This is a genomic window from Leptospira bourretii (assembly GCF_004770145.1).
Lineage (GTDB): Bacteria > Spirochaetota > Leptospiria > Leptospirales > Leptospiraceae > Leptospira_A > Leptospira_A bourretii.
This window is the reverse complement of record NZ_RQFW01000005.1, coordinates 199,889-219,265: the sequence shown is the minus strand read 5'-3', so window position 1 is coordinate 219,265 and position 19,377 is coordinate 199,889. Positions and strand designations below refer to the sequence as shown.

General features: G+C 40.0%; 18 protein-coding genes. 9 read left to right on the top strand and 9 right to left on the bottom strand.

Features of this window, described 5'->3' with window-relative positions; genetic code table 11:
- Together EHQ47_RS02630 and EHQ47_RS02625 are read right to left on the bottom strand one after the other, a co-directional pair.
- Nucleotides 1–774, bottom strand: coding sequence for an SDR family NAD(P)-dependent oxidoreductase (locus EHQ47_RS02630; RefSeq protein ID WP_135776499.1), 774 nt, complete (start codon nucleotides 772–774; stop codon nucleotides 1–3).
- The gene (locus EHQ47_RS02625) at nucleotides 771–1,199 is read right to left on the bottom strand and encodes a GNAT family N-acetyltransferase (RefSeq protein WP_135776498.1); all 429 of its coding nucleotides are present in this window, start codon (nucleotides 1,197–1,199) and stop codon (nucleotides 771–773) included. Before EHQ47_RS02625 ends, EHQ47_RS02630 begins: the two co-directional genes overlap by 4 nt.
- A gap of 50 nt (nucleotides 1,200–1,249) precedes the next feature.
- On the opposite strand from EHQ47_RS02625, the gene EHQ47_RS02620 reads away from it, so the two are divergent.
- Nucleotides 1,250–2,167, top strand: coding sequence for a tetratricopeptide repeat protein (locus EHQ47_RS02620; RefSeq protein ID WP_135696953.1), 918 nt, complete (start codon nucleotides 1,250–1,252; stop codon nucleotides 2,165–2,167).
- An 11-nt stretch (nucleotides 2,168–2,178) separates the two neighbouring features.
- Complete coding sequence (locus tag EHQ47_RS02615; RefSeq protein WP_135776497.1) at nucleotides 2,179–3,105, top strand: DNA-processing protein DprA; 927 nt, start codon at nucleotides 2,179–2,181, stop codon at nucleotides 3,103–3,105.
- Here EHQ47_RS02615 and EHQ47_RS02610 read toward each other — a convergent pair.
- Nucleotides 3,095–4,129 (bottom strand): calcium/sodium antiporter, encoded by a 1,035-nt coding sequence (locus EHQ47_RS02610; protein ID WP_135748345.1) that lies wholly within the window; start codon nucleotides 4,127–4,129, stop codon nucleotides 3,095–3,097. The genes EHQ47_RS02615 and EHQ47_RS02610 overlap by 11 nt on opposite strands.
- On the opposite strand from EHQ47_RS02610, the gene EHQ47_RS02605 reads away from it, so the two are divergent.
- On the top strand, nucleotides 4,128–4,769 hold the full coding sequence (locus EHQ47_RS02605) for a hypothetical protein (RefSeq protein WP_135748346.1): 642 nt from the start codon (nucleotides 4,128–4,130) through the stop codon (nucleotides 4,767–4,769). The genes EHQ47_RS02610 and EHQ47_RS02605 overlap by 2 nt on opposite strands.
- A gap of 133 nt (nucleotides 4,770–4,902) precedes the next feature.
- On the opposite strand, the gene EHQ47_RS02600 is transcribed toward EHQ47_RS02605, so the two are convergent.
- Genes EHQ47_RS02600 through EHQ47_RS02590 form a run of 3 tightly spaced genes read right to left on the bottom strand, consistent with a single transcriptional unit; the run spans nucleotide 4,903 to nucleotide 10,805 of the window.
- Nucleotides 4,903–7,167, bottom strand: coding sequence for an arginine/lysine/ornithine decarboxylase (locus EHQ47_RS02600; protein ID WP_135776496.1), 2,265 nt, complete (start codon nucleotides 7,165–7,167; stop codon nucleotides 4,903–4,905).
- Between the two features lie 48 nt (nucleotides 7,168–7,215).
- Entirely contained in the window at nucleotides 7,216–9,534 is a 2,319-nt protein-coding gene (locus EHQ47_RS02595) for a hypothetical protein (protein WP_135748348.1), read from the bottom strand.
- Nucleotides 9,531–10,805: a valine--pyruvate transaminase gene (locus tag EHQ47_RS02590; RefSeq protein WP_135776672.1), complete on the bottom strand. Its 1,275-nt coding sequence runs from the start codon at nucleotides 10,803–10,805 to the stop codon at nucleotides 9,531–9,533. The genes EHQ47_RS02595 and EHQ47_RS02590 overlap by 4 nt, the downstream gene beginning before the upstream one ends.
- 133 nt (nucleotides 10,806–10,938) lie before the next feature.
- On the opposite strand from EHQ47_RS02590, the gene EHQ47_RS02585 reads away from it, so the two are divergent.
- Both EHQ47_RS02585 and EHQ47_RS02580 read left to right on the top strand, forming a co-directional pair.
- Complete coding sequence (locus EHQ47_RS02585; RefSeq protein WP_135748349.1) at nucleotides 10,939–12,033, top strand: DegT/DnrJ/EryC1/StrS family aminotransferase; 1,095 nt, start codon at nucleotides 10,939–10,941, stop codon at nucleotides 12,031–12,033.
- Between the two features lie 108 nt (nucleotides 12,034–12,141).
- Nucleotides 12,142–13,185, top strand: a complete 1,044-nt coding sequence (locus EHQ47_RS02580) for a hypothetical protein (RefSeq protein WP_135748350.1) — start codon at nucleotides 12,142–12,144, stop codon at nucleotides 13,183–13,185.
- A gap of 21 nt (nucleotides 13,186–13,206) precedes the next feature.
- Here the strand turns inward: EHQ47_RS02580 and EHQ47_RS02575 are convergent, their stop codons facing one another.
- A complete protein-coding gene (locus EHQ47_RS02575; protein WP_135748351.1) occupies nucleotides 13,207–13,995 on the bottom strand; it encodes an NADase-type glycan-binding domain-containing protein in 789 nt (262 codons plus the stop codon).
- A 50-nt stretch (nucleotides 13,996–14,045) separates the two neighbouring features.
- On the opposite strand from EHQ47_RS02575, the gene cutA reads away from it, so the two are divergent.
- Entirely contained in the window at nucleotides 14,046–14,369 is a 324-nt protein-coding gene (gene cutA / locus EHQ47_RS02570; protein WP_135748352.1) for a divalent-cation tolerance protein CutA, read from the top strand.
- Here cutA and EHQ47_RS02565 read toward each other — a convergent pair.
- Entirely contained in the window at nucleotides 14,339–15,076 is a 738-nt protein-coding gene (locus tag EHQ47_RS02565; protein WP_135748353.1) for a glutathione S-transferase N-terminal domain-containing protein, read from the bottom strand. The two genes, cutA and EHQ47_RS02565, sit on opposite strands and share 31 nt — an antisense overlap.
- 101 nt (nucleotides 15,077–15,177) lie before the next feature.
- Here EHQ47_RS02565 and EHQ47_RS02560 point away from each other — a divergent pair, with 101 nt between their 5' ends.
- The 3 genes from EHQ47_RS02560 to EHQ47_RS02550 all read left to right on the top strand — a co-directional run bounded on the left by EHQ47_RS02560 (nucleotide 15,178) and on the right by EHQ47_RS02550 (nucleotide 18,123).
- On the top strand, nucleotides 15,178–16,383 hold the full coding sequence (locus tag EHQ47_RS02560; RefSeq protein ID WP_135748354.1) for a M23 family metallopeptidase: 1,206 nt from the start codon (nucleotides 15,178–15,180) through the stop codon (nucleotides 16,381–16,383).
- A gap of 107 nt (nucleotides 16,384–16,490) precedes the next feature.
- Nucleotides 16,491–17,588, top strand: coding sequence for a M23 family metallopeptidase (locus EHQ47_RS02555; RefSeq protein ID WP_244290188.1), 1,098 nt, complete (start codon nucleotides 16,491–16,493; stop codon nucleotides 17,586–17,588).
- Between the two features lie 154 nt (nucleotides 17,589–17,742).
- Entirely contained in the window at nucleotides 17,743–18,123 is a 381-nt protein-coding gene (locus EHQ47_RS02550; protein ID WP_135748356.1) for a DUF2237 family protein, read from the top strand.
- On the opposite strand, the gene EHQ47_RS02545 is transcribed toward EHQ47_RS02550, so the two are convergent.
- Nucleotides 18,120–19,373 (bottom strand): phospholipase C/P1 nuclease family protein, encoded by a 1,254-nt coding sequence (locus EHQ47_RS02545; RefSeq protein WP_135748357.1) that lies wholly within the window; start codon nucleotides 19,371–19,373, stop codon nucleotides 18,120–18,122. The two genes, EHQ47_RS02550 and EHQ47_RS02545, sit on opposite strands and share 4 nt — an antisense overlap.
- Between the last annotated feature and the right edge of the window lie 4 nt (nucleotides 19,374–19,377).

Genomic DNA, 19,377 nt, shown 5'->3' with positions numbered 1-19,377 from the left:
CTATTCCTCTTCTAGTTTTAGATACTTTCCACTCAACCTACGTAGGAAACCTCGTGGGATTAACTCGGATAGAGTAACTGCTCCTTGATTGAAAGAACCAGTAATACACACCGCTTGGTTAGAACGAAGGGCATTTAACGATTCTTCTACTACGACATCTGCATTTTGCCACATAAAAGATGGATATTTGGATTTGTTAATCCCTGCTCTTTGGTGAAAGTCAGAATGAGTGAGTCCTGGGCAAAGTGCTTGGACAAAAATTCCGTGGAGTTTTGCTTCCTCGTGGATGGACTCTGTAAACGATTTTACAAAAGCTTTGGTGGCGGCATATATTGCACTCCCTGGTGCTGGCAAATAACCAGCGATAGACGCCACATTGATCAAATAACCTTTTTTATTTTTTTTGAATCGGTTTAGTGCCACATGACTTAAGTGTACTAAAGTTTTGACATTCAGATTGACTTCATCTAGTTCTTTGTCGAGTGGAAGTGCTGCAAATTCACCGACAGTTCCAAACCCTGCGTTGTTGACTAGAAGTTCGGCTTCTTTGTCTTTTGAGATGATCTCAGCGAGTTCTTCTACATCTTTTTTTTTGGTAAGGTCCAGAGCAAAATATTTCAAAATCCCTCTGGATTTTGGTTCTAGTTCTAAAATTACTTTTTTTAAATCGGATTCCGTTCGGGAAATTAAAAAGACATTATAGTCTTTCGCAAGGGCACGAACAAATTCCTTTCCAATTCCTTGGGATGCGCCTGTGACATATGCATTTTTCATTCTGATGGATTCCTTTTCATCAGGACAGCTGTGGATCCGTCCGGATAGTATTTTTTACGTCTTTCTAATTCAATAAAACCGACGGATTGGTAAAGACCAATGGCGGCAAGGTTTGATTCCTTTACTTCCAAAAAGAATTCTTTTTTAGGAAATTCTTGGAATAGTGCCATCAAAAGTTCTTTTGCCAAACCTAACTTCCGATAGTTGGGGAGTGTTGCGATTCGAAAAATTTCGATCTCCCAAGGAGTTTCACAAACAAGCGCATAACACTTTGTTTCTGGATCTCCCAATCCAAACGCCACATGGAATTCTAAATGGGTTTGGATCATTTTTTCTGTCCATTCCTCTCCTGGAAAACAGAGAGATTCCCATTGGAGGAGAAGGGAAAGATCGGCTTCACCCAGCCTGCGAAAACTATGAGACATAATCACATTTTTTTCTTTTCATCCAAAAGAAAGAAACTAAAATCGAACTGATGGGCACAAAAAACAGCAGGTTTTCTTTGGTTTCCTTGCCACTAGGTTTCCTTTTCCTCCTGCTTGGCTTTAGTTTGGTTGGTTGTGACTATCTCAAGTCACTGACCGAATCCAAATACCGCAAACGAATTGGAGGGGAACTTCCTTCCGAAAAAGACATCGTGAATTGGAAAGAGAAGTTAGCTTTGGAAGAGGCTGAAATCGAAGAGATGGACAAACGGATTCGGAAAATGGTTCAAAAGTCCAACCAAGCAGCCGCCCTTTCCTGGAAAATTGCCAGGGCCTATATGCGTGCTGGATCTTCTGATTTAGGAGCCAGGTATTATGAAGAAGCTATGGGTGAATCTTTACCAAATGCCAAACAAGGTGGATTTGAAATCCATTCTTACGAGTCTGCATTGCCTTATTTTGAAAAAGCCATCCAGACTGGGAAGTTAGACAAGCAGTTGTTATATGAAACGGCTGTAGCTTATGCCAATGCATCCAAAGATATGGGTTGGGAGCCGGTCAGACGCAATCGTGCCATTGGACTTTTTAAACAACTTTCGAAATTAGACAAAGAGGATTCTCGGTTTCCTTTTCAATTGGCACTTGTGTATTTCGATTCTTCATTGAAGGATGAAGCTTGGAATGGAAAACTTTCGAATGGGTATGATGAAGTAGAAACTGCCTTTTCGCTTCTCGACCAAATTTTACGTAAAGAGCCATACAATGTTCCAACACGGTTTGCAAAGGCTAATTTTTTATACCAAATAGGAAAATCAAATTTAGCTTATGATGAATACACTCGGATCAAGTCCATACTAGAAGAGATGAAAGAAAAAGGAAACATCCGGGAACCATTGGAAGAAAATTCTTCTTACCGCAATGTCATTAAAAACTTAAACCAGTTGGGGGCCCAAAACAAATCTAACTGACCACTCTCTTTGTGGTAGTTTCGATTTTAGGCCATCCGCGAATTTCTTCTTTTCTTCGTAGAACAAAACTTTGGCGTCAGTTTACCAATTTTTCAGATTTATACCTGGCCCTTCCTCATTATTTTGAAGAAGAGTTTTGGAACCAATGTTTGGCAGAATGTATCCAATGGGAAAAATTGAAAGATCCTCATTGGAATCTGGTCAGTTTTTATGACCCAGAATATCCAAAACCTTTAAAGGAAATTTATGATCCTCCTTTTGTTTTTGCCTGTTTGGGAAACCTTCAATTATTTCAGTTTCAGTTGGTGGCGATTGTTGGGACAAGAAAATCTTCGCCAGTATCTCTTTCTGCCACTAGGAAACTTGTGGAATTACTATCAACAAACAAAGATTTTGCGGTTGTATCGGGGATGGCACTTGGGATTGATCGGGAAGCTTTTCTTTCGGCATTAGAATTTGGACTTCCGGTGATAGGAGTGCTTGGAACCACTTTAGGAATGGAATACCCACCAGGGAACCGGGATCTTTACAAACGAATCAAAGAAGACCCAAACCAACTTCTCATCACAGAATTTTTACTCAAAACAGAACCAGCCAAATGGACTTTTCCCAAACGCAATCGTGTCATCTCCGGTCTTGCGGACAAAGTGTACATCATGGAATCGGGTCGAAAATCGGGAACCATATCGACAGCCTACAGTGCTATGGAACAAAACCGAGAGATCTTTGTTTTTGACCACCCCAAACAATTTGATAACGAAGGCGGAAGGTTACTGGTAAGGCAAGGGGCACAAAGGTTATTTGGGGAGAAAAAAATCCCAACAGAAAAAATGGTTTTAGAAAGTAAGGAAATAAGTTATGAGGAATGGAGAAACAAAAGAACCATCCCTTCTGGAAAAAGAAGAGATGGTGGATGGGATCTAAACTTTACCCTTTAAATACAAATCCTGCGACTGTTGCCAGGACATAGATAAAGAGTAAAAACACACCAAACGGTCGTTTGATTTTGTCTTTTGAAAAAACAATTCCTAAACGAAAGAGCACCAGAACGATGAGCATGGATGGAAAGTAGAATGTGAAAAAACTTACCGGAGCTTCCAGTCCGTTTTTAGTCACAGCAGCAGCAGCCCCGGAAACAAAAAGAACATTCAAAATATCCGCACCAATGATATTTCCCACAGCAAGTTCGGAGTGCCCACGACGAGAGGCTTGGATGGCCGTAACAAGTTCGGGAAGGGATGTTCCAAAGGCAACGAGTGTGGCTCCAATGATGGAATCAGGAATAGATAACCGAACAGCTGTTTCTTGGACAGAAGGAATCAGAACTTTGGATGATAAAATCACAAGAGTGATGGCCACTACCAGTTTTAAAAAGATTATCCAAAATGGGGATTCATCATATTCGGTTGTGTCATCAATTCCTGCTTCGACTTCTCCTGGTTTGGAACGAGACCAACGAATGCTGAAATAAATATAAACAGCAAGGAGAACCAAAAATACAAAACCGGTTCCTTGGTCGATCCTTCCTCCAGTGGAGAAAACAGATGACAAGTTGGCCCAAGGTAGGGCAGCAAACACAAGTAAAAAACCAGAAAGGACTTGTATCCAACCTTGGCGATTGACAAGTCGTTTGTCAATGTCAGGTGGGGAAATAAGAATGGCGATTCCTAAAATTAATCCCGTGTCGCAGATGATGGAACCTACGGCATTTCCGAGTGCGATTCCTGGATTTCCCTCTAGGGCAGAAAGAACCGAAACAGAAACTTCAGGAAGGGTTGTACCCAAACTCACGATGGTGGCCCCAATGATCATTTTGGGAACTCCCCATCTTGTGGAAAGGGAAACTGCCTCATCGACAAGTACGTCAGCAGCTTTGCCTAAAACAAGGATGGAGCCGATGATGACGAGTAAAAGAACTGGCAAGGGAAGGGTTTGAAAAGTTGCAGTAAGAAATGCATCCATGGATAAAGGTCAGAATATGGAAAACTTCATCCGACTGCGACTCTTTCTTTGGGTAGGGACCCTCGGATTTTTTTCTCCGGTACTCGGAGAACCACGATTGCCCAAGGAACCAAACCTTCCTTCCCTCCCTTTGGAAGAATCCAAGGAACCACGAAATGCTCGAGGAGAAAAAGACAATTCCGAACCCAAGGTTTTAAACCTTACCCTGTGTGATGGGAGGATAGTTCGCGGGGAATCATCTAGCGGCAGTCAGTCGATGTCTTTTGAACATTCTAAAGATGGAATCCTTTACAAAAAGAAACTGAATACAAACGAACTGGACTCGTTGCGAATTGACTCCTGGGAACTAAAACAAAAACGAGAAGAAAAAAAAGGGATCACTTATGAAGTGGTGCCCAAAAAAATTCGGATCCGCACCCGGAATGGAGAAGTGTTTTATAAGGAAACGGGTGTTTCTGATTTAAAACTTCTGAACATCGAAATTAAAAACAATAATGGAGAAACCACTCTCTTTTCCTTTTGGGTCGATTTAAAATATCCGGATGGGAAATGGTATTCTGGATTGCCTACTTTGAAACCAAACCAAGAATTTAGGGAAGATTGTTTGAAAGATGTGGTGAAGATGATTGAGTGGGAGTAAACATTCCTTCGATCAGTTGAGTCAAAAGGTGATTCGCTTCACTCAAACTTCGTTTACACTGTTGTCATTATTGTTACGAAAAACCAATCCCAGACTGGAGAATCTTTGGTCTGGAATTGGATCTTTATCTTTTTTATTCGGATACACAATCCACATAGTAAGTCACATGGCCTGACTCTGACTTTTCTTCCACAAGGCCGTGGATATCAGTTTCAAAACCTGGAAACTTAGAGTTAAACTCCCGTGCGAATTGTAAGTAACGAATGATGGTCATGTTGAACTTTTCTCCTGGGATGAGAAGTGGGATTCCCGGAGGATAAGGTGTGAGTAGGACTGAAGTGATTCGTCCTTCCAATTCATCAATCGGAACCCTTTCAATGTCACGGTGTGCCATTTTAGAAAATGCTTCCGAAGGTTTCATCGCAGGAATCATAGGGCTCAAATACATTTCCGTTGTTAGGTGAGAGATATTATTTGCTCGGTAAACTTCGTGCATGGATTGGCAAAGATCACGGAGTCCAATCCGATCATACTTGGGATAAGCCGCTGTAAATTTTGGCATCACACGCCAGAGTGGTTGGTTCGAATCATAATCATCTTTGAACTGTTGTAATTCGGTCACCATAGTGTTCCATCGACCTTTTGTAATCCCGATGGTAAACATGATAAAGAAACTATAAAGTCCTGTTTTTTCTACAATGATCCCGTGTTCTGCTAAGTATTTAGTGAGAATGAGAGCAGGGATTCCCCAATCAGCAAATTCTCCTTCCACACTCATTCCAGGAGTGATGACAGTTGCTTTGATGGGATCGAGCATATTGAATCCTTCGGCAATATCACCAAACCCATGCCAACGGTCATTGGCTTTCAGAATCCATTCGTCCCTTTCTCCTGCACCTTCTTCGATGAGAGCCGCAGGGCCCCAAACACTAAACCACCAATCTTCTTCGAGTTCCAAATCCACTTTGCGCATGGCACGTCGGAAATCGAGGGCTTCTTCAATGGATTCTTCCACAAGGGCGTTCCCACCGGGAGATTCCATCATAGCGGCGGCCACATCGCAAGAAGCAATGATGGCATACTGCGGACTGGTACTTGTATGCATTAAAAATGCTTCATTGAATAAGTTTCTGTCTAAAGATTCTTTTTCACTGTTTTGCACAAGGATCTGGCTTGCTTGGGAAAGACCAGCTAGAAGTTTGTGTGTGGACTGTGTGGCAAAGATCATACTTTCTTTTGGTCTTGGTCTGTCCGATCCAATGGCATGCATACCAGTGTAGAACCTATGAAAGGATGCATGTGGTAACCATGCTTCATCAAAGTGTAATGTTGAAATTTTACCATCTAACTCTGATTTAATGTCTTCTACATTGTATAAAATTCCATCATAAGTACTTTGGGTGATGGTTAGAATTCTGGGGTTTCCTTTTACATCTTTTGCAAAAGGATGTTCTGCAATTTTTTTCTGAATGTTTTCCCATTTGAATTCAGATTTGGGAATAGGACCGATGATTCCAAAATGGTTTCTTGTCGGCATTAAAAAAACAGGTATAGCACCCGTCATCGTAATGGCATGAAGGATACTTTTGTGACAGTTTCGGTCAACAATGACAACGTCGCCAGGGGCAACTGTACTATGCCAAACAATTTTATTGGAAGTGGAAGTTCCATTGGTCACAAAATACAAACTATCACATTGGAAGATCCTTGCGGCGTTTCTTTCACTGGCAGAGATGGGACCTGTGTGATCTAAAAGTTGACCTAGTTCATCTACCGCATTACAAACGTCAGCTCGTAACATGTTCTCTCCAAAAAATTGGTGGAACATTTGGCCGACGGGGCTTTTCAAAAAAGCAACTCCACCGGAGTGACCTGGGCAGTGCCAACTATAACTTCCATCATGCGCATATTGTGTTAAGGCACGAAAGAAAGGTGGGGGCAAACTATCTAAATAAGATTTTACTTCCCTGTGAATGGCTCTTGCCATAAACTCAGGTGTGTCTTCAAACATATGAATGAAGCCATGTAATTCTTTTAATATACTATTGGGAATATGGCGACTGGTTCTTGTTTCTCCGTAAAGAAACAATGGTATGTCGGCGTTTCTATGACGCACTTGCGTCACAAAATCTTTGAGTTGGCGTAGAGCATCGGGAACTTCACCTTCTGTTTCCGGAGTGAACTCTTCATCGTCAATGGAGAGGATGAATCCACAAGCCCGGCTCTGTTGTTGCACAAAACTCGTCAAATCTCCGTAACTGGTCACACCCAGAACTTCAATCCCTTCGCCTTCTAGGGCCTTTGCAATTGCTCGAATGCCAAGACCACTGGCATTTTCGGAACGAAAATCTTCATCAATGATGATGATAGGAAATTGTACGATACCATTTTGATACATCAACTCCATAGGAGGAGTGACCCGTAGGGAATCAAATGATTTTAGTTTTTAGACTCGTTTTTTCGGAAGGTATTTATAATACTCCATCTCAACCGTATTGATGAGGTAGGTGTAGTACTTAACTAGTTTTTTATCGAATTTCTTTTTGTTCATCTCTTCTCTGTAGAAGTCGGCTAGTTGGCCACGAAAGAGTGCTGATTTCATATCGTTACGATTGATCAGAATGGTGCTTGGAAGATCTCGAATCGCAACATCATCGGGAATGAGAATGGTAGAAACCGATTGTAAGACAGCATATTCCACAGTGGAAGCCACTTTATCGTCATCTTTCTCTTTGCCGAGGGTCATGTTGTTGCGTTTGATATTGTCCAAGTTTTCGTAAATCCGAGAACGTAAGGATTTTGGATCCAAAACTTTGTCTGTGATTTTATTGAATCGTTTTGGAAATACGAAGTTATCTGCGGCTTTGTAGATATGAGAAAGTTTTTCTTCTTTTTTGGAAGTCTCTGCTTCGTCTTCATAGGAAGAAGTGGAACCAGAATTGTAAGTTGGTTTTCCCCAATCTCCAATTCCAGAAAACTTTCCCGAATTTTTGATATCTTCTCGAATCTCTTCTGTGGATTTTTCTCGGAAGTAAATTGCCGCCATAAATCCAAGCACCACTGAGAAAGGCACCCCAAAAAAGATCGGCATCGCCGAACGAAGGTAATAGGCTCCGGTGATGAAGATAAGAGTGCTGACTACAAAAGTTAATATCCCCGGAACGGCATTGAACCTAGAACGAATTTCATTGGAACGTTCCCGCTCCAATTCTTCTACTTCCATGTTTTTGACATCAGCATTGAGTTTTGCAATTAACTCAGGTTTTAGTTTGTTGTTGAGTTCAGGGTGTTTCGGATTAGAAAGTTTGTGGTTGATGATTTTTGCATAACCCAATTGTTTTTTGTATTCTGGGTTGGTTCTGCCTTCAAACGCTAGTTTGTGGATGACTGCGGCCATATATCCATGATCCACTACATAATATACAGATCTACCATCGGGAAGTTTTTCTTCATAATAAGAATGGTCGGAAAATACATCGTCTTTCAAACGTTTGATGTATTCGTTAGCTTTTTCTTCTGAAGTGATTCCTGCTTTTGCGACCTCATCTTCAAAATCAATCCTAAGTAGGGTATTGTGGTTTTTTGTATGTTCTGGAATTTTTGCAATGACTGCATTTTTAACGGTTCCGTAAATGCTATCGTCTTTACGAGTGAGAACTGATCCCTTTTCTTCTGAGAGTCTTTTTAGAATTTTTACACTGAGATCGATTGTTTCTTTTATAGAAAGAGACTTGTTAGCTTTTTCTGTGGGATAAGGAAAGTTTTCGATGATAGATAAAAACTTCTTCACCTCTTCTTCTGGATTCATTTTAGATTCTAAAGAAGAAAATTTCGGTTTGGAAATATAGTCACTAAAAGTTGCAAGAAAGGACTCATACTTTGCGTCTTTAGCCAGTTTGGTGAGTTGGTCTTTTGTGAAATGTTCCAATCCATTCATATGGGCAAGGATTTGATTCACAACCTCTGGTAATCGTTTGAAACTTCCGTCAGGTAAGATGTTCAGTTCATCAATGACAATATGGTAATCGGCAAGAATGGGAAGTGCAAGATTTTGTTCTCTTGCAAAAACAGTGAAGTCTTGGAGAAAGTCTGGCATGGGGATATAAGGTAAATTTCCAAATCCCTTTCGAACTAAAGAGGAAACTTCTGCTTCTAGAGACCCAAGTTTTGGATAGAGCCAGGTGTTTCCTTCTTTGTTCTTTTGTAAAAGTAGAGTACCAGGATTTTCTTCATCCCAGTTCCTTCCTTTTTTGGCGCGGTTCTCTAGTAATACTTTGATGAGTTCTTGCGAAAAACGAAAACAAGCCAATCGATATGGTTGGGTGTCCGTTTTATTTTCGTTTTGCGGTGCAACGAGTGCAATTTTGGAAGAGATTTTACTGCCCGTACGAATGAGATAAGGATAAGCATAAGCGGCACGGTTTTGGCCACGATGGTCAATGTCTAAAATCTGTCTGAGAGCATGGAAGATGGAACTTTCGGAACGACCTTGGGCACCAAGGTTTGTATACTTTCCTAAGGCTTCTGGGAGTTTATCCACCGTCATCAGATAGGATGCGTGTTTTTCTTTAGAGCCGTGTTTTTCTACACGTTTATGCCAATCTTTTAGTTCATCTAAGATACAACGTGCTGTGGGTGTAAGACTTCCCACTGAGTCAGACAAAAAAATGTAAGACTGCGCAGAAGGTCTATCATTAGAACTTTCGTCTTTGGACGAAGGATTTTCTAAGACTGTGTCTGATAGATCAATGCTGTCTTCACTCATTCGGATTTCGTCTGGTGAGAGGCCACAATTTCCGCAAGGATATGGGCTCCCCTGGCTAATTCTTCTTCTGGACGACAATATGTCAAACGTATGCAATCTTGAGTATGCGAAAAATCAGAGTTTAAACCTGGAAAGAAATAATGTCCTGAAACAATGAAGAGCCGTTTATCTTTACAAAGGTGGTAAAGTTTATGGTTGGTGACTGACATGTTGGGGAATCGAATCCAAAGAAAAAATCCACCCAAAGGATCATGGATTTCATACTCGACTCCATGTTTTTTGAATTCCGATTCGAAAATGGAGAGAGCCAGTTCTCTTTTTTTGTCATAAAACGGACGTAAGATGTTTTTTGAAAGGTTGGTGAGGATGTCTTTACGAAATAGGATATCCATCAGATAAACACCTAAATTTCCTACAGCAAGATTCCCTACAGCAGCGTAAGAGGAAAGGGTTTCTATGGTGTCTGGATCGGAAACAACCATCCCCAGACGAACCCCTGGGAGTCCAATTTTAGAGAAACTAAGGGAGAGAGTTCTCCCTTCCCGGTAATGAATTGGTTCTTCCGATCCTATTAAATTTGGGAATGGATTCCCGTAGGCTAAATCAATCAGGAGGGGAAGATTTTGTTTTTTGGTTCTTTCTTCCATCCATTCAATGTCTTTGTTTGATAAAATATTTCCCGTGGGATTTGTGGGGCGAGACAAAGCCACACAACCAACCTTGGAAAGATCAAACTCTGTTTTGTTTAAACCGTATCGAAACCTATGATTTCCTGTCGGAATCACTTCTGGATCGGTAGCCAAAAATGCATCTGCTTCTATGGATTGGTCCGCATAACCGATGTATTCTGGAACTATCGGTAAAAGAATTTTTTTAAAACTTCCATCCAACATCTTTCCTGAATGAATGTTGAGTAAATACGAGTAGGCGTTTTGACTGCCGTTAAAAAAAGCAATATTGCCTTTTTTTAGATCATAACCTAAATGAGGTGAGAGGTATTCCGCAGCAAGGGAACGAAAACGATCATTCCCGATCGGGGCTTGGTAGTCTCCGAGTAAGGCCCCAAGTTTAGGATCTTTTGCGAGACTCTGAAAGGTCTCGGCAAAAATTTCTTCGGCTTCCGGGATATGGGCCGGATTTCCCCCTCCCAAGAGAATTTCATCGGGGTGGCCCGTCACCTGGCCCAAATCTTCCATTAGGGAACGGATTCCTTGGTTTTGGCGGAGGCGACTAGCCCAAAGGGAAAGGGAAGGATTCGGCATGGGGGTCATATTTCTGAGGTATTCTCCATCCTGAACCATTTTTCCAATGAAATTCTAAAATTATGTTCTCATTTCGAAAAATGAAGTGACATAATTCAGAAATCGGGTATTTAAGTGACATAATATAGAGGAGTGCTGTTGGATGAGCACCGAAACAATACAAAGACCCGTTCGAAAAGAAAAAGATATCGAATTTTTTAAACCGACCCTATCTCGGGAAGACCTAAAAGGTGTTTTAGAATGTCTCGTGGACGAACACCTTTCTACCGGCGAAATCGTAGAAAGATTTGAAAAAACCTTCTGCCATACTTTCAAAATCAAACATGCCATTTCTTCTAATTCCCTCACTTCGGCATATCACTTAGCATTGCTTGCGTTAGGTGTAAAAGCAGGGGATTCCGTTTTACTTTCTAGTTACGCTCCGATTTCGGCACTAGATGCGATTTTTCTTTTACAAGCCAAACCAGTGCTTATTGATTTGAAACGAAACTCCTTTCATCCTTGCCCAGAAGAATTCCTTCGCAAAAAAAATGAATCGGGTGCAAAATTTGCTCTATTCGATCATAGTTTTGGATCACTCATTCGTCTCAGTGATTATTCCATCGAAGGTTTGGAAGTGGTAGAAGACTTTACCGAAGCCATTGGTGCCACCTCAGAAACCATTACTGTTGGGAAACAATCCAAAATCGCAATTTGTGGCCTCAGTGCCGAAAATATCATCACCACTGGGAACGGTGCGATGATCATCACTTCTGAAGTTTCTCTTTCGAATGTTGTGAAATCTTATAAATCTGGATCATCCGCCAAACGTAACTTTGGTGAACCTAAGTATGATTACAATTTAGTGGATTACCAAGCCGCACTTGGAATTGAACAACTTTCCAAACTTGGTGTTATCTTAGAACGTAAGAAAAAGATTGCTTCTGCGTATTTACAAGCAGTTCAAAATTCAAGATTGGAAACTTATTTTCAAAATCCAACAGAAGATACATTCCAAAGATTTCCCATTGTTGTTTCGGGACAAAACTACGAAGAGATCCAAAGGTATTTTAAATCCATTCATATTGGAACACAAAGAACTGTAGATGAACCTCTTCATCGAGTGTTGGAAGAAAATCCTTTGGAATTTCCTAATGCGGAACGTCTTTTCCAACGTGGACATTGTATTCCGATTTATCCTAACCTAACAAAAGATAATGTACAACGGATTGCAACAGCCATCCGACGCATCTATTGATTGGTGTCGGCACTTTATTCTCTAGACTCATTATTTGAGTATAGATTGTATCCAACACCTCTGAATTTAGATTCCTCCCTCAAACGGAGGAATCGTTGTTTGGAGAAGATGTTTTTTCCCATTACAAGACCTGAAGACTTTGTTCTTGTTGAAGAATTGCCTAGTGATGAACTTTATACGCATTGGAAGGATGTTAGGTTAACTCCCGGAACTCCGGTCCAAGAAGGGGACATACTTGGTGAAGTCACTCTTGTCGAGTGGGGATGTCGGAACGAATGGTATGAAGGTAAACTTCTAGAAGATCCCATTCGAACGGAAACGTCTCGGTATCTCAATTCTAAAATCACCCAACTTGATTTTCGAAAAAACCATTCTCCTTTACCAGCCAAAGTGATATCCTCCGAAGAACATTTGTTTGCTGAACTTGAAGAGGCAAAACTTCCCATTGTTCTAAAAAGTGAATTTGGGCTTGCTGGTAGAAATCATATCATCTTTAAATCCAGATCGGATTCCTGGAAGATGTCCCAAGTGAATAAAAAACTTTTTGGTTTTCCAATCCTTGCAGAGTCCTGGGTTGGCGATGAAAGATTTTTCGATTTTTCTACTCTTTGGGATGTACGTGATGGTGAGTTCGTTTATCTCACTTCTACTGCCATGCTCATTGATAAGGAAGGAGTATTTCGTGGGATTCGAATTGGTGGATCGGAACTTCCTTATGCCAATTCTTTTCTTCCACCTGTGATGGATCTTGTTCGTGATACTAAGGGACTAGTTCCAAAAGAGTATTCAGGTCCTTGTGCTATCGATGGATTTTTGTATCGGGAAGAGGGGCGAATACAAATCCAACCTGTATCTGAATTTAACTTCCGTTATTCGATTGGTCGGATTCTCTGGGAAGTGAGAAAAAAAAGAAATCCAAAAGTGGAAGTGGTGACAGGAATTTTAATTTTGCCTTATCCCAAACAAGGTTCGCTTGATGAATGGAAAACGATAGAACGTTTGGAAAAAGAATTGGGTATTCAATTAATTCTATTAACGCCTGTTAGAGACTTATCTGGCAAACCTTACCAAAATACAGTTTTGTATTTTGAAACCACGGAAGAAAATGAACCTTCCGTGGTGGAATCCATTTGGCAATCCTGGACGGATTGATTTTAAGAATAAATTTCTTTTTTATACCCCATCCCTGTTAGAAATAAATTCATGTTTTCCGTTGATCTCGAGAGTTGGATCAGAAGGATTTCCTCTGCGTTTGATTTCTAAAATATCAGTGTTAGTGAGAGGAAGAGTTGCTTCTAGGCTAACAATGACCTTATCCCCTTTTTCTGTCCAAGTACATAACATCTTTGCTGTTTCGTATCCCATTTCACAAGTTCCATCGTTATGGAGTTGGATCCTTGCAATATTGGATTTGGTTTTCCACTTTCCAATGGCCCAAGTATTTTTGGGAGGGACAAGGGCCGATCCCGCTTGTTCTGAATTAAAAGTGAGTTCAGCTATGGCTGTGTTTTCTGTATTGGTTCCTTTATAAACTTCTTGGATGGTGAGAGAAATTTCTTTGGCTCGAAGTTCCGATTTGAATTCAATCATTTGCAGAGACAAACTATCTTTTAAAGTCACAATTTCTTCATTTCCGTCTTCGGTAGATATTTTCAGTTTTTTGATTCGATTGTTGGCGGCCCAAAGTTTAGGATCACCAAACCCATTGTAGATGGAAAGGGAGCGAAAATTGATAGGTGATTTGTATTTGATCTGTAAAGTTTCCCCAATCCCTTCTCCATTGGCTCCTTCGACCCAGCTGGTTTTGAGTTTCCCATCCATCGCAAAGATGGGTGTGTATTTTTTTGATTTTGGTAGGAGTTGACTCGAAGAGGTGAGGCTTGGAGGATTGAGAGGTTCTGCAAAAATGGGCAGACAGATGGCGATTATTAAAAGATAAGTTTTTGGACTTGGACTACGCATACACAAGATCATACGTATCTAAAATGAAGGGCAAGTAGGAAAAAAAATAAATGGAAGATTCATCGGAATACTACACTGTCTATGTTACATTTGCTTCCGAAGAAGAAGCGAAACAAATTGCTAAAGTTGTTGTTACAGATCGATTGGCAGCTTGTGCCAATATCATCAAAGGGATGCAGTCAGTTTACATTTGGAATTCTGTTTTAGAAGAATCAGAGGAAACAGTTGGATTATTCAAAACAACCAAGGACAAATCCAAAGTTTTGGTGCAGAGGATCAAAGAACTACATTCTTATGATACTCCCTGCATTGTCATTTGGCCAATTGTTTCTGGAAATCCAGACTATTTGGATTGGATTCGAAACTCTTTATAAAATTCTCCGATTCTTTCGAATAACAATTCATAACCCAAGTCCTTTCTCCAAGTGAGAAAAGATTCTGGCATTTGTACAGAAGCAAACCAAGGATAAGCGGGAGATTCCATTGGCTCTGCAAGCATTCCCATAAGACTTGCCATGGTTAAGTCCACTCGTCCAAAGGAAGTTCCATTAAAAAACTTGCGAGTTTTGTAAATTTCGATTAATTCTTTGGAACATTCATCTAATGATTGTTTTACGATTTCTAGATTTTTAGGTGTGATTTTATATCTTCTTTTGAGAGATAATGCAATCAAATCGAAATGTTCAGGTGGCCCGACTGTATCACTGGCTTTGCTTGGATTTAATAAAAATAATTTACCAACAATCTCTGGGTAATCCAGGATAAAGTGATACAATAGAGTTTGTAGGCTCTTTCCAATTTGAGAGTCTATCTTTTCTTCCATTTGTTTTTCTTCCGAAGAAGCTGTGTGACCGAATGCTTTTTCTTCTACTAAATCAATAATATTGCCAGAACCTTGGATGACCCCAGTGTCAGTTTCTAAAACGGGGACATACAAATCACTGACAAGCGGTTTTAAAGTTTGGATGTGTTGTCCAGGGATTAAAGGTTTTAGTTCATAGGGATAGTGGGCGAGGTCTAATCCCCATCTAGCCTTTTCAGAAAAATGTGAGATGGGAAATGTGTATAAGGTTGGACTCATGAGTCGAGATTTACTGAAAAGAAATCATAAGGCAATCAAGTTTTTATAACGGAAAATAGATTGTCGTGTGTCGTTCCTCACATTAATATGTTCCCTGTTTTATGAGATTTGGCATATTCATTCTATTTTTGATTTTCCCTGTGGGGCTTTTGATTGCCAAAGATCATTCAGAGTATTGTTCCATGGACAGACTTTGTGTTATTTACATTCAAGATAAAACAGGGGTGGACATTTACTTTCAGAATAAAATTGCCATCAAGGAAACTGTTACAACTTTATCGGTGAACGCAATTTCTAAGAATATGAAGAGTAGTGTCAAACTTCCTCTTGTGACAGTCATTCAGGGACCCAAAAGGAAAAAACTCTTTCGGCTGAGCGTGAACAAACCAAACAAACGTTGGATCTACCAAATCAAATTCAAATGGATACTTGGAAATTTTTCAGTCCACCACAATCCAAAAGTAGTGTATGATTTGCCTTTTGAAAAAGGAATGAAGGTTCGAGTTTACCAGGGTTATAAGGGTACAAAAAGTCACCAGGGTGATAACCGTTATTCGATTGATTTTGGATTGAGGGAAGGGGACTTGGTCACGGCTGCAAGAGATGGAATTGTAATCGATACAGAACAAAAAAATAACGAAGGAGGATTTGAAATCAAATACATCCATTCGGCAAATTACGTAAAAATCCTCCATGACGATGGAACAATTGGTCAGTATGCACATTTACGTTATATGGGAGTTCTTGTCAAACGAGGCCAGAGGGTTACCTCCGGATCTCCACTTGGATATGCTGGAAGTACAGGATTTAGCGACGGGCCTCACCTCCATTTTGAAGTTTATAAACCAACGCCCCACTTACGAAAAAAAACGATCCCAACAAAATTTCGGACAGAATCTTCCGACTCGGAAGTCCTTGCGGAAGGACAACTCCATTGGAGGAGGGAACCAAACGATCCAATGGTCAAAACTGCCTCCGACATTGAGGAAATCCAAATTTGCGAATCGGTTCAAAGTTTAGAAAAATTGGGCTGTCGTTCCACAACATTTTCCAAAAGTTCTCCTCTTTACTTTTATATTCCTCTTTTGAAACCTTCTCGATATAAGATACAAATTTCCGTTCGTAAAAATGGCACGACTATTTCTAAATTGTATAATTGGGAGACAAATCCTGAATGGTGGGATACCTTTTTAGATGTCCAATTGGAAGATCCTACAGAACCATTAGAAGGTGAGTGGACAGCGGTTATTTCTATTGATGGAGTAATCCAGAAAGAAATACAATTTCAGATAATGAGTGTAATGTGAAGAATTGTTTTTTTGTTTTTTTTCTATTTGTTTCAATTTTCAGGTTTGATTTATATGCTGAACCAACAGAAACCGAAAATTGTATTTCGGAATATGTCTGTTTTGTTGTGAAAGATATTGAGAATGGTTTTGACTTATACATCAAAAATCGAAATCCAACAATTTTTCCAACCAATTCGGTGATGGTCAACGTCACCGTTAAAAATTTTAAATCTGAACATACTTTCCCTCAGTTCTTAGTCTTAAAAGGAAACGAATCAGTATTTGTATCTAGTTTTGTTTTAGAAGATATTACTAAACCTACATTCACATCCTTTGCAGTTCATGTGATGATTGGAGATAGAGAAAGTATACATGATGACTCTGTGACTTATTTATTGCCATTCCCAGCTGGGATACGATCTCGTGTAGCCCAAGCTTATAACGGGAAATTTTCTCATATAGGAAACTTAAAATACTCTGTTGATTTTATTTTACCAGTTGGCACTCCCATTCTTGCAGCAAGGAAAGGGCAAGTGGTCGCAGTGGTGTCGAATTTTAGTGAAGGTGGAATTCGTAAAGATTTACTGAGCAAAGCCAATTATATCATCATTTTACATAACGATGGCACTTTGGGAAACTATGCGCATTTAATGAAGGATGGGGTTTTGGTAAAGGTTGGTGATTTTGTAGATGCGGGACAAATGATTGGATATTCAGGTAACACTGGTTTTACGCAAGGACCACATTTACATTTTGAAGTTCATAAACCCACTCGCCAATTGGATGTGATGACTATCCCCACGGTTTTTAAAACTCAAAATGCAGAACGAGAAACCTTATCTCAGCATTATTTATATTGGCATCCAAAAGATGGTGATTTACCTCTTCGAACCGACATTTTGGATGAGGACATTCGATTGTGTAAATACAATGATCGTGGGGAAAAAATTCGATGTGGCGATACTTCATTTCGTTTAGGCGAAAACTATGCGATCGAATTTGAATTTGCAAAACCTAAAAATCAGGAAATTGAAATTCATATCACAAAGGATGGAAATTCAGTAAAACCTTTTTACTACAAATGGAAAACCCAAAACTATTTGGATTCAGACAGCCGTTATTTTGTAATTCCTAAAAATGAAGAATTCATTGGTCAGTGGAAGATGCGGGTGCGGATCAACGGAGAAGAAAAGAAGACTCTTTTTTTTGAAGTGAATGTGTAATCGCTTGACAAGTAAATGGATGTTTAGTAGATTGGCTTTAGGCTTTCCAAGACCATTTGGTCGATCTACTGGGGGTGCAAACCCCCATCTTTTTTCCCTCTTTCTTTCAGAAACATCTTCCCAGATTTGAATATTTTCCTAGTTTGAGATTTTCATGGATATGGATGAATCGATAAATGTGCTGGGCGGACCTCTCGCTCCTTGTTCCACAAGGCCGCTTACTGGATTTTTTCGGGATGGATGTTGTAATACTTCCGACGATGACTTAGGCTCTCATACAGTTTGTGTTCTCGCTACGGAAGAATTTTTAGAGTCACAAAAACAAAGTGGCAATGATCTCATCACACCTTGGCCACAGTATGCTTTCCCTGGAGTCAAACCTGGGGAACGTTGGTGTCTTTGTGCTTCCAGGTGGTTGGAAGCTTATCGTAATGGGGTAGCTCCCAAGGTGTTTTTAGAATCTACCCACAAACGTGCGTTAGAGATCATCCCTTTGGAGCTTCTCGAAAGATTTGCTGCAGATGATTTTGACTAGTTTGTCTTCAACGCATCTAAGTAAGCTCTCGTGTGTTTAGATGTGTTATGAAGTAACGTTCCAAGAATTTTATGGATGGGGTGATTTGCTTCATACAATTTCTCATATTTAGGAATTTCTAAGTTTTCCAATTGTTCATCAGTCGGTTCCCCGGCTAGGTATGCTTCGCGACAAACATTTTCTCTTATCGAGTCCATTCCCGACCATGTTACTAGATTATCTTTTGAAAAATCTGTGATGGAACTGGCAACCGGATGGTTCCAATTCTTTGTTTCAATTAGGTTTTTGATTAGATAGTATTGGTATTCTTCAATGAGAGTATGTCTTCCTGAAACAAAACTAATCATATTATCTTTCGGAGTTTGGTATCCAACAATAGATACAAGTTGTACGCCAATTTGTTTTGCTGCGCTCACTCTGGGTAAAACTGAGGAATGATAAGGTTGTGTAAGGTCTTGGATGTAATGCAAAGCCCAACCCGCAAATCGATAACCCCAATAAGGGTGACCCGTGCGGAATGCCAAATTTGATAGTTCTGTGAATTGGTGAATTCGGTATTCGGGATAAGTTCGTTTTAAGAAGCCAGCTAGAGTAAAAATAATTCCCGGTTCATAAAAGAATCCCATATGGAATGGTGCTTGTGACGAATATTCAACAGCAGGATTTCCAAAAGGTTGGCTACCAAATCCGTAGATTTTTCCCACCTCGCGTTCGTTATCTTCAAATAAATGTAAATCTAAATCATAGTCAGGTTCATCAGTTGCGGATACTAAAACTTCATCGGCACCGATTGTTTGGTCTTCTTGTAACGACAAAAAGGTTTCGTTCACTAATTTCCCTTTTTCATTTAACGTTGTTAGTTGGTCTAGAGGTAGTTTTGAACCTCCTCTTTTGGGGACAGATTGTATGTATAAGGCTGCTTTATGGTTTGGATTGACCCGGAGCGCTCTGTAAAAACTAACAACAAGGTCTTTCTCTTTTGTTGTTTTGGAAAACTTTAAACTTTCGTCAGTTTTTGTTAGGTGAGGAAGTCTCTTTAAAGCCCACTCCTCGGACTTGTCTAAAGATTCTTGGATTGTTGTTTTTTCTTTTGTCAAAAAAGTCTTTAGGGATTCTACTTTTACCTTGGGAGTTTGTTTGGTTTTCCAGTGGTCTTTGAGAATTAAATATGTGATGCCTGCGTGATTATTCCAAGCAAAAGTAGGGAAAGTGAAAACAAAAATTGTTACTAAAGTAATGATTCGATTCATTGGT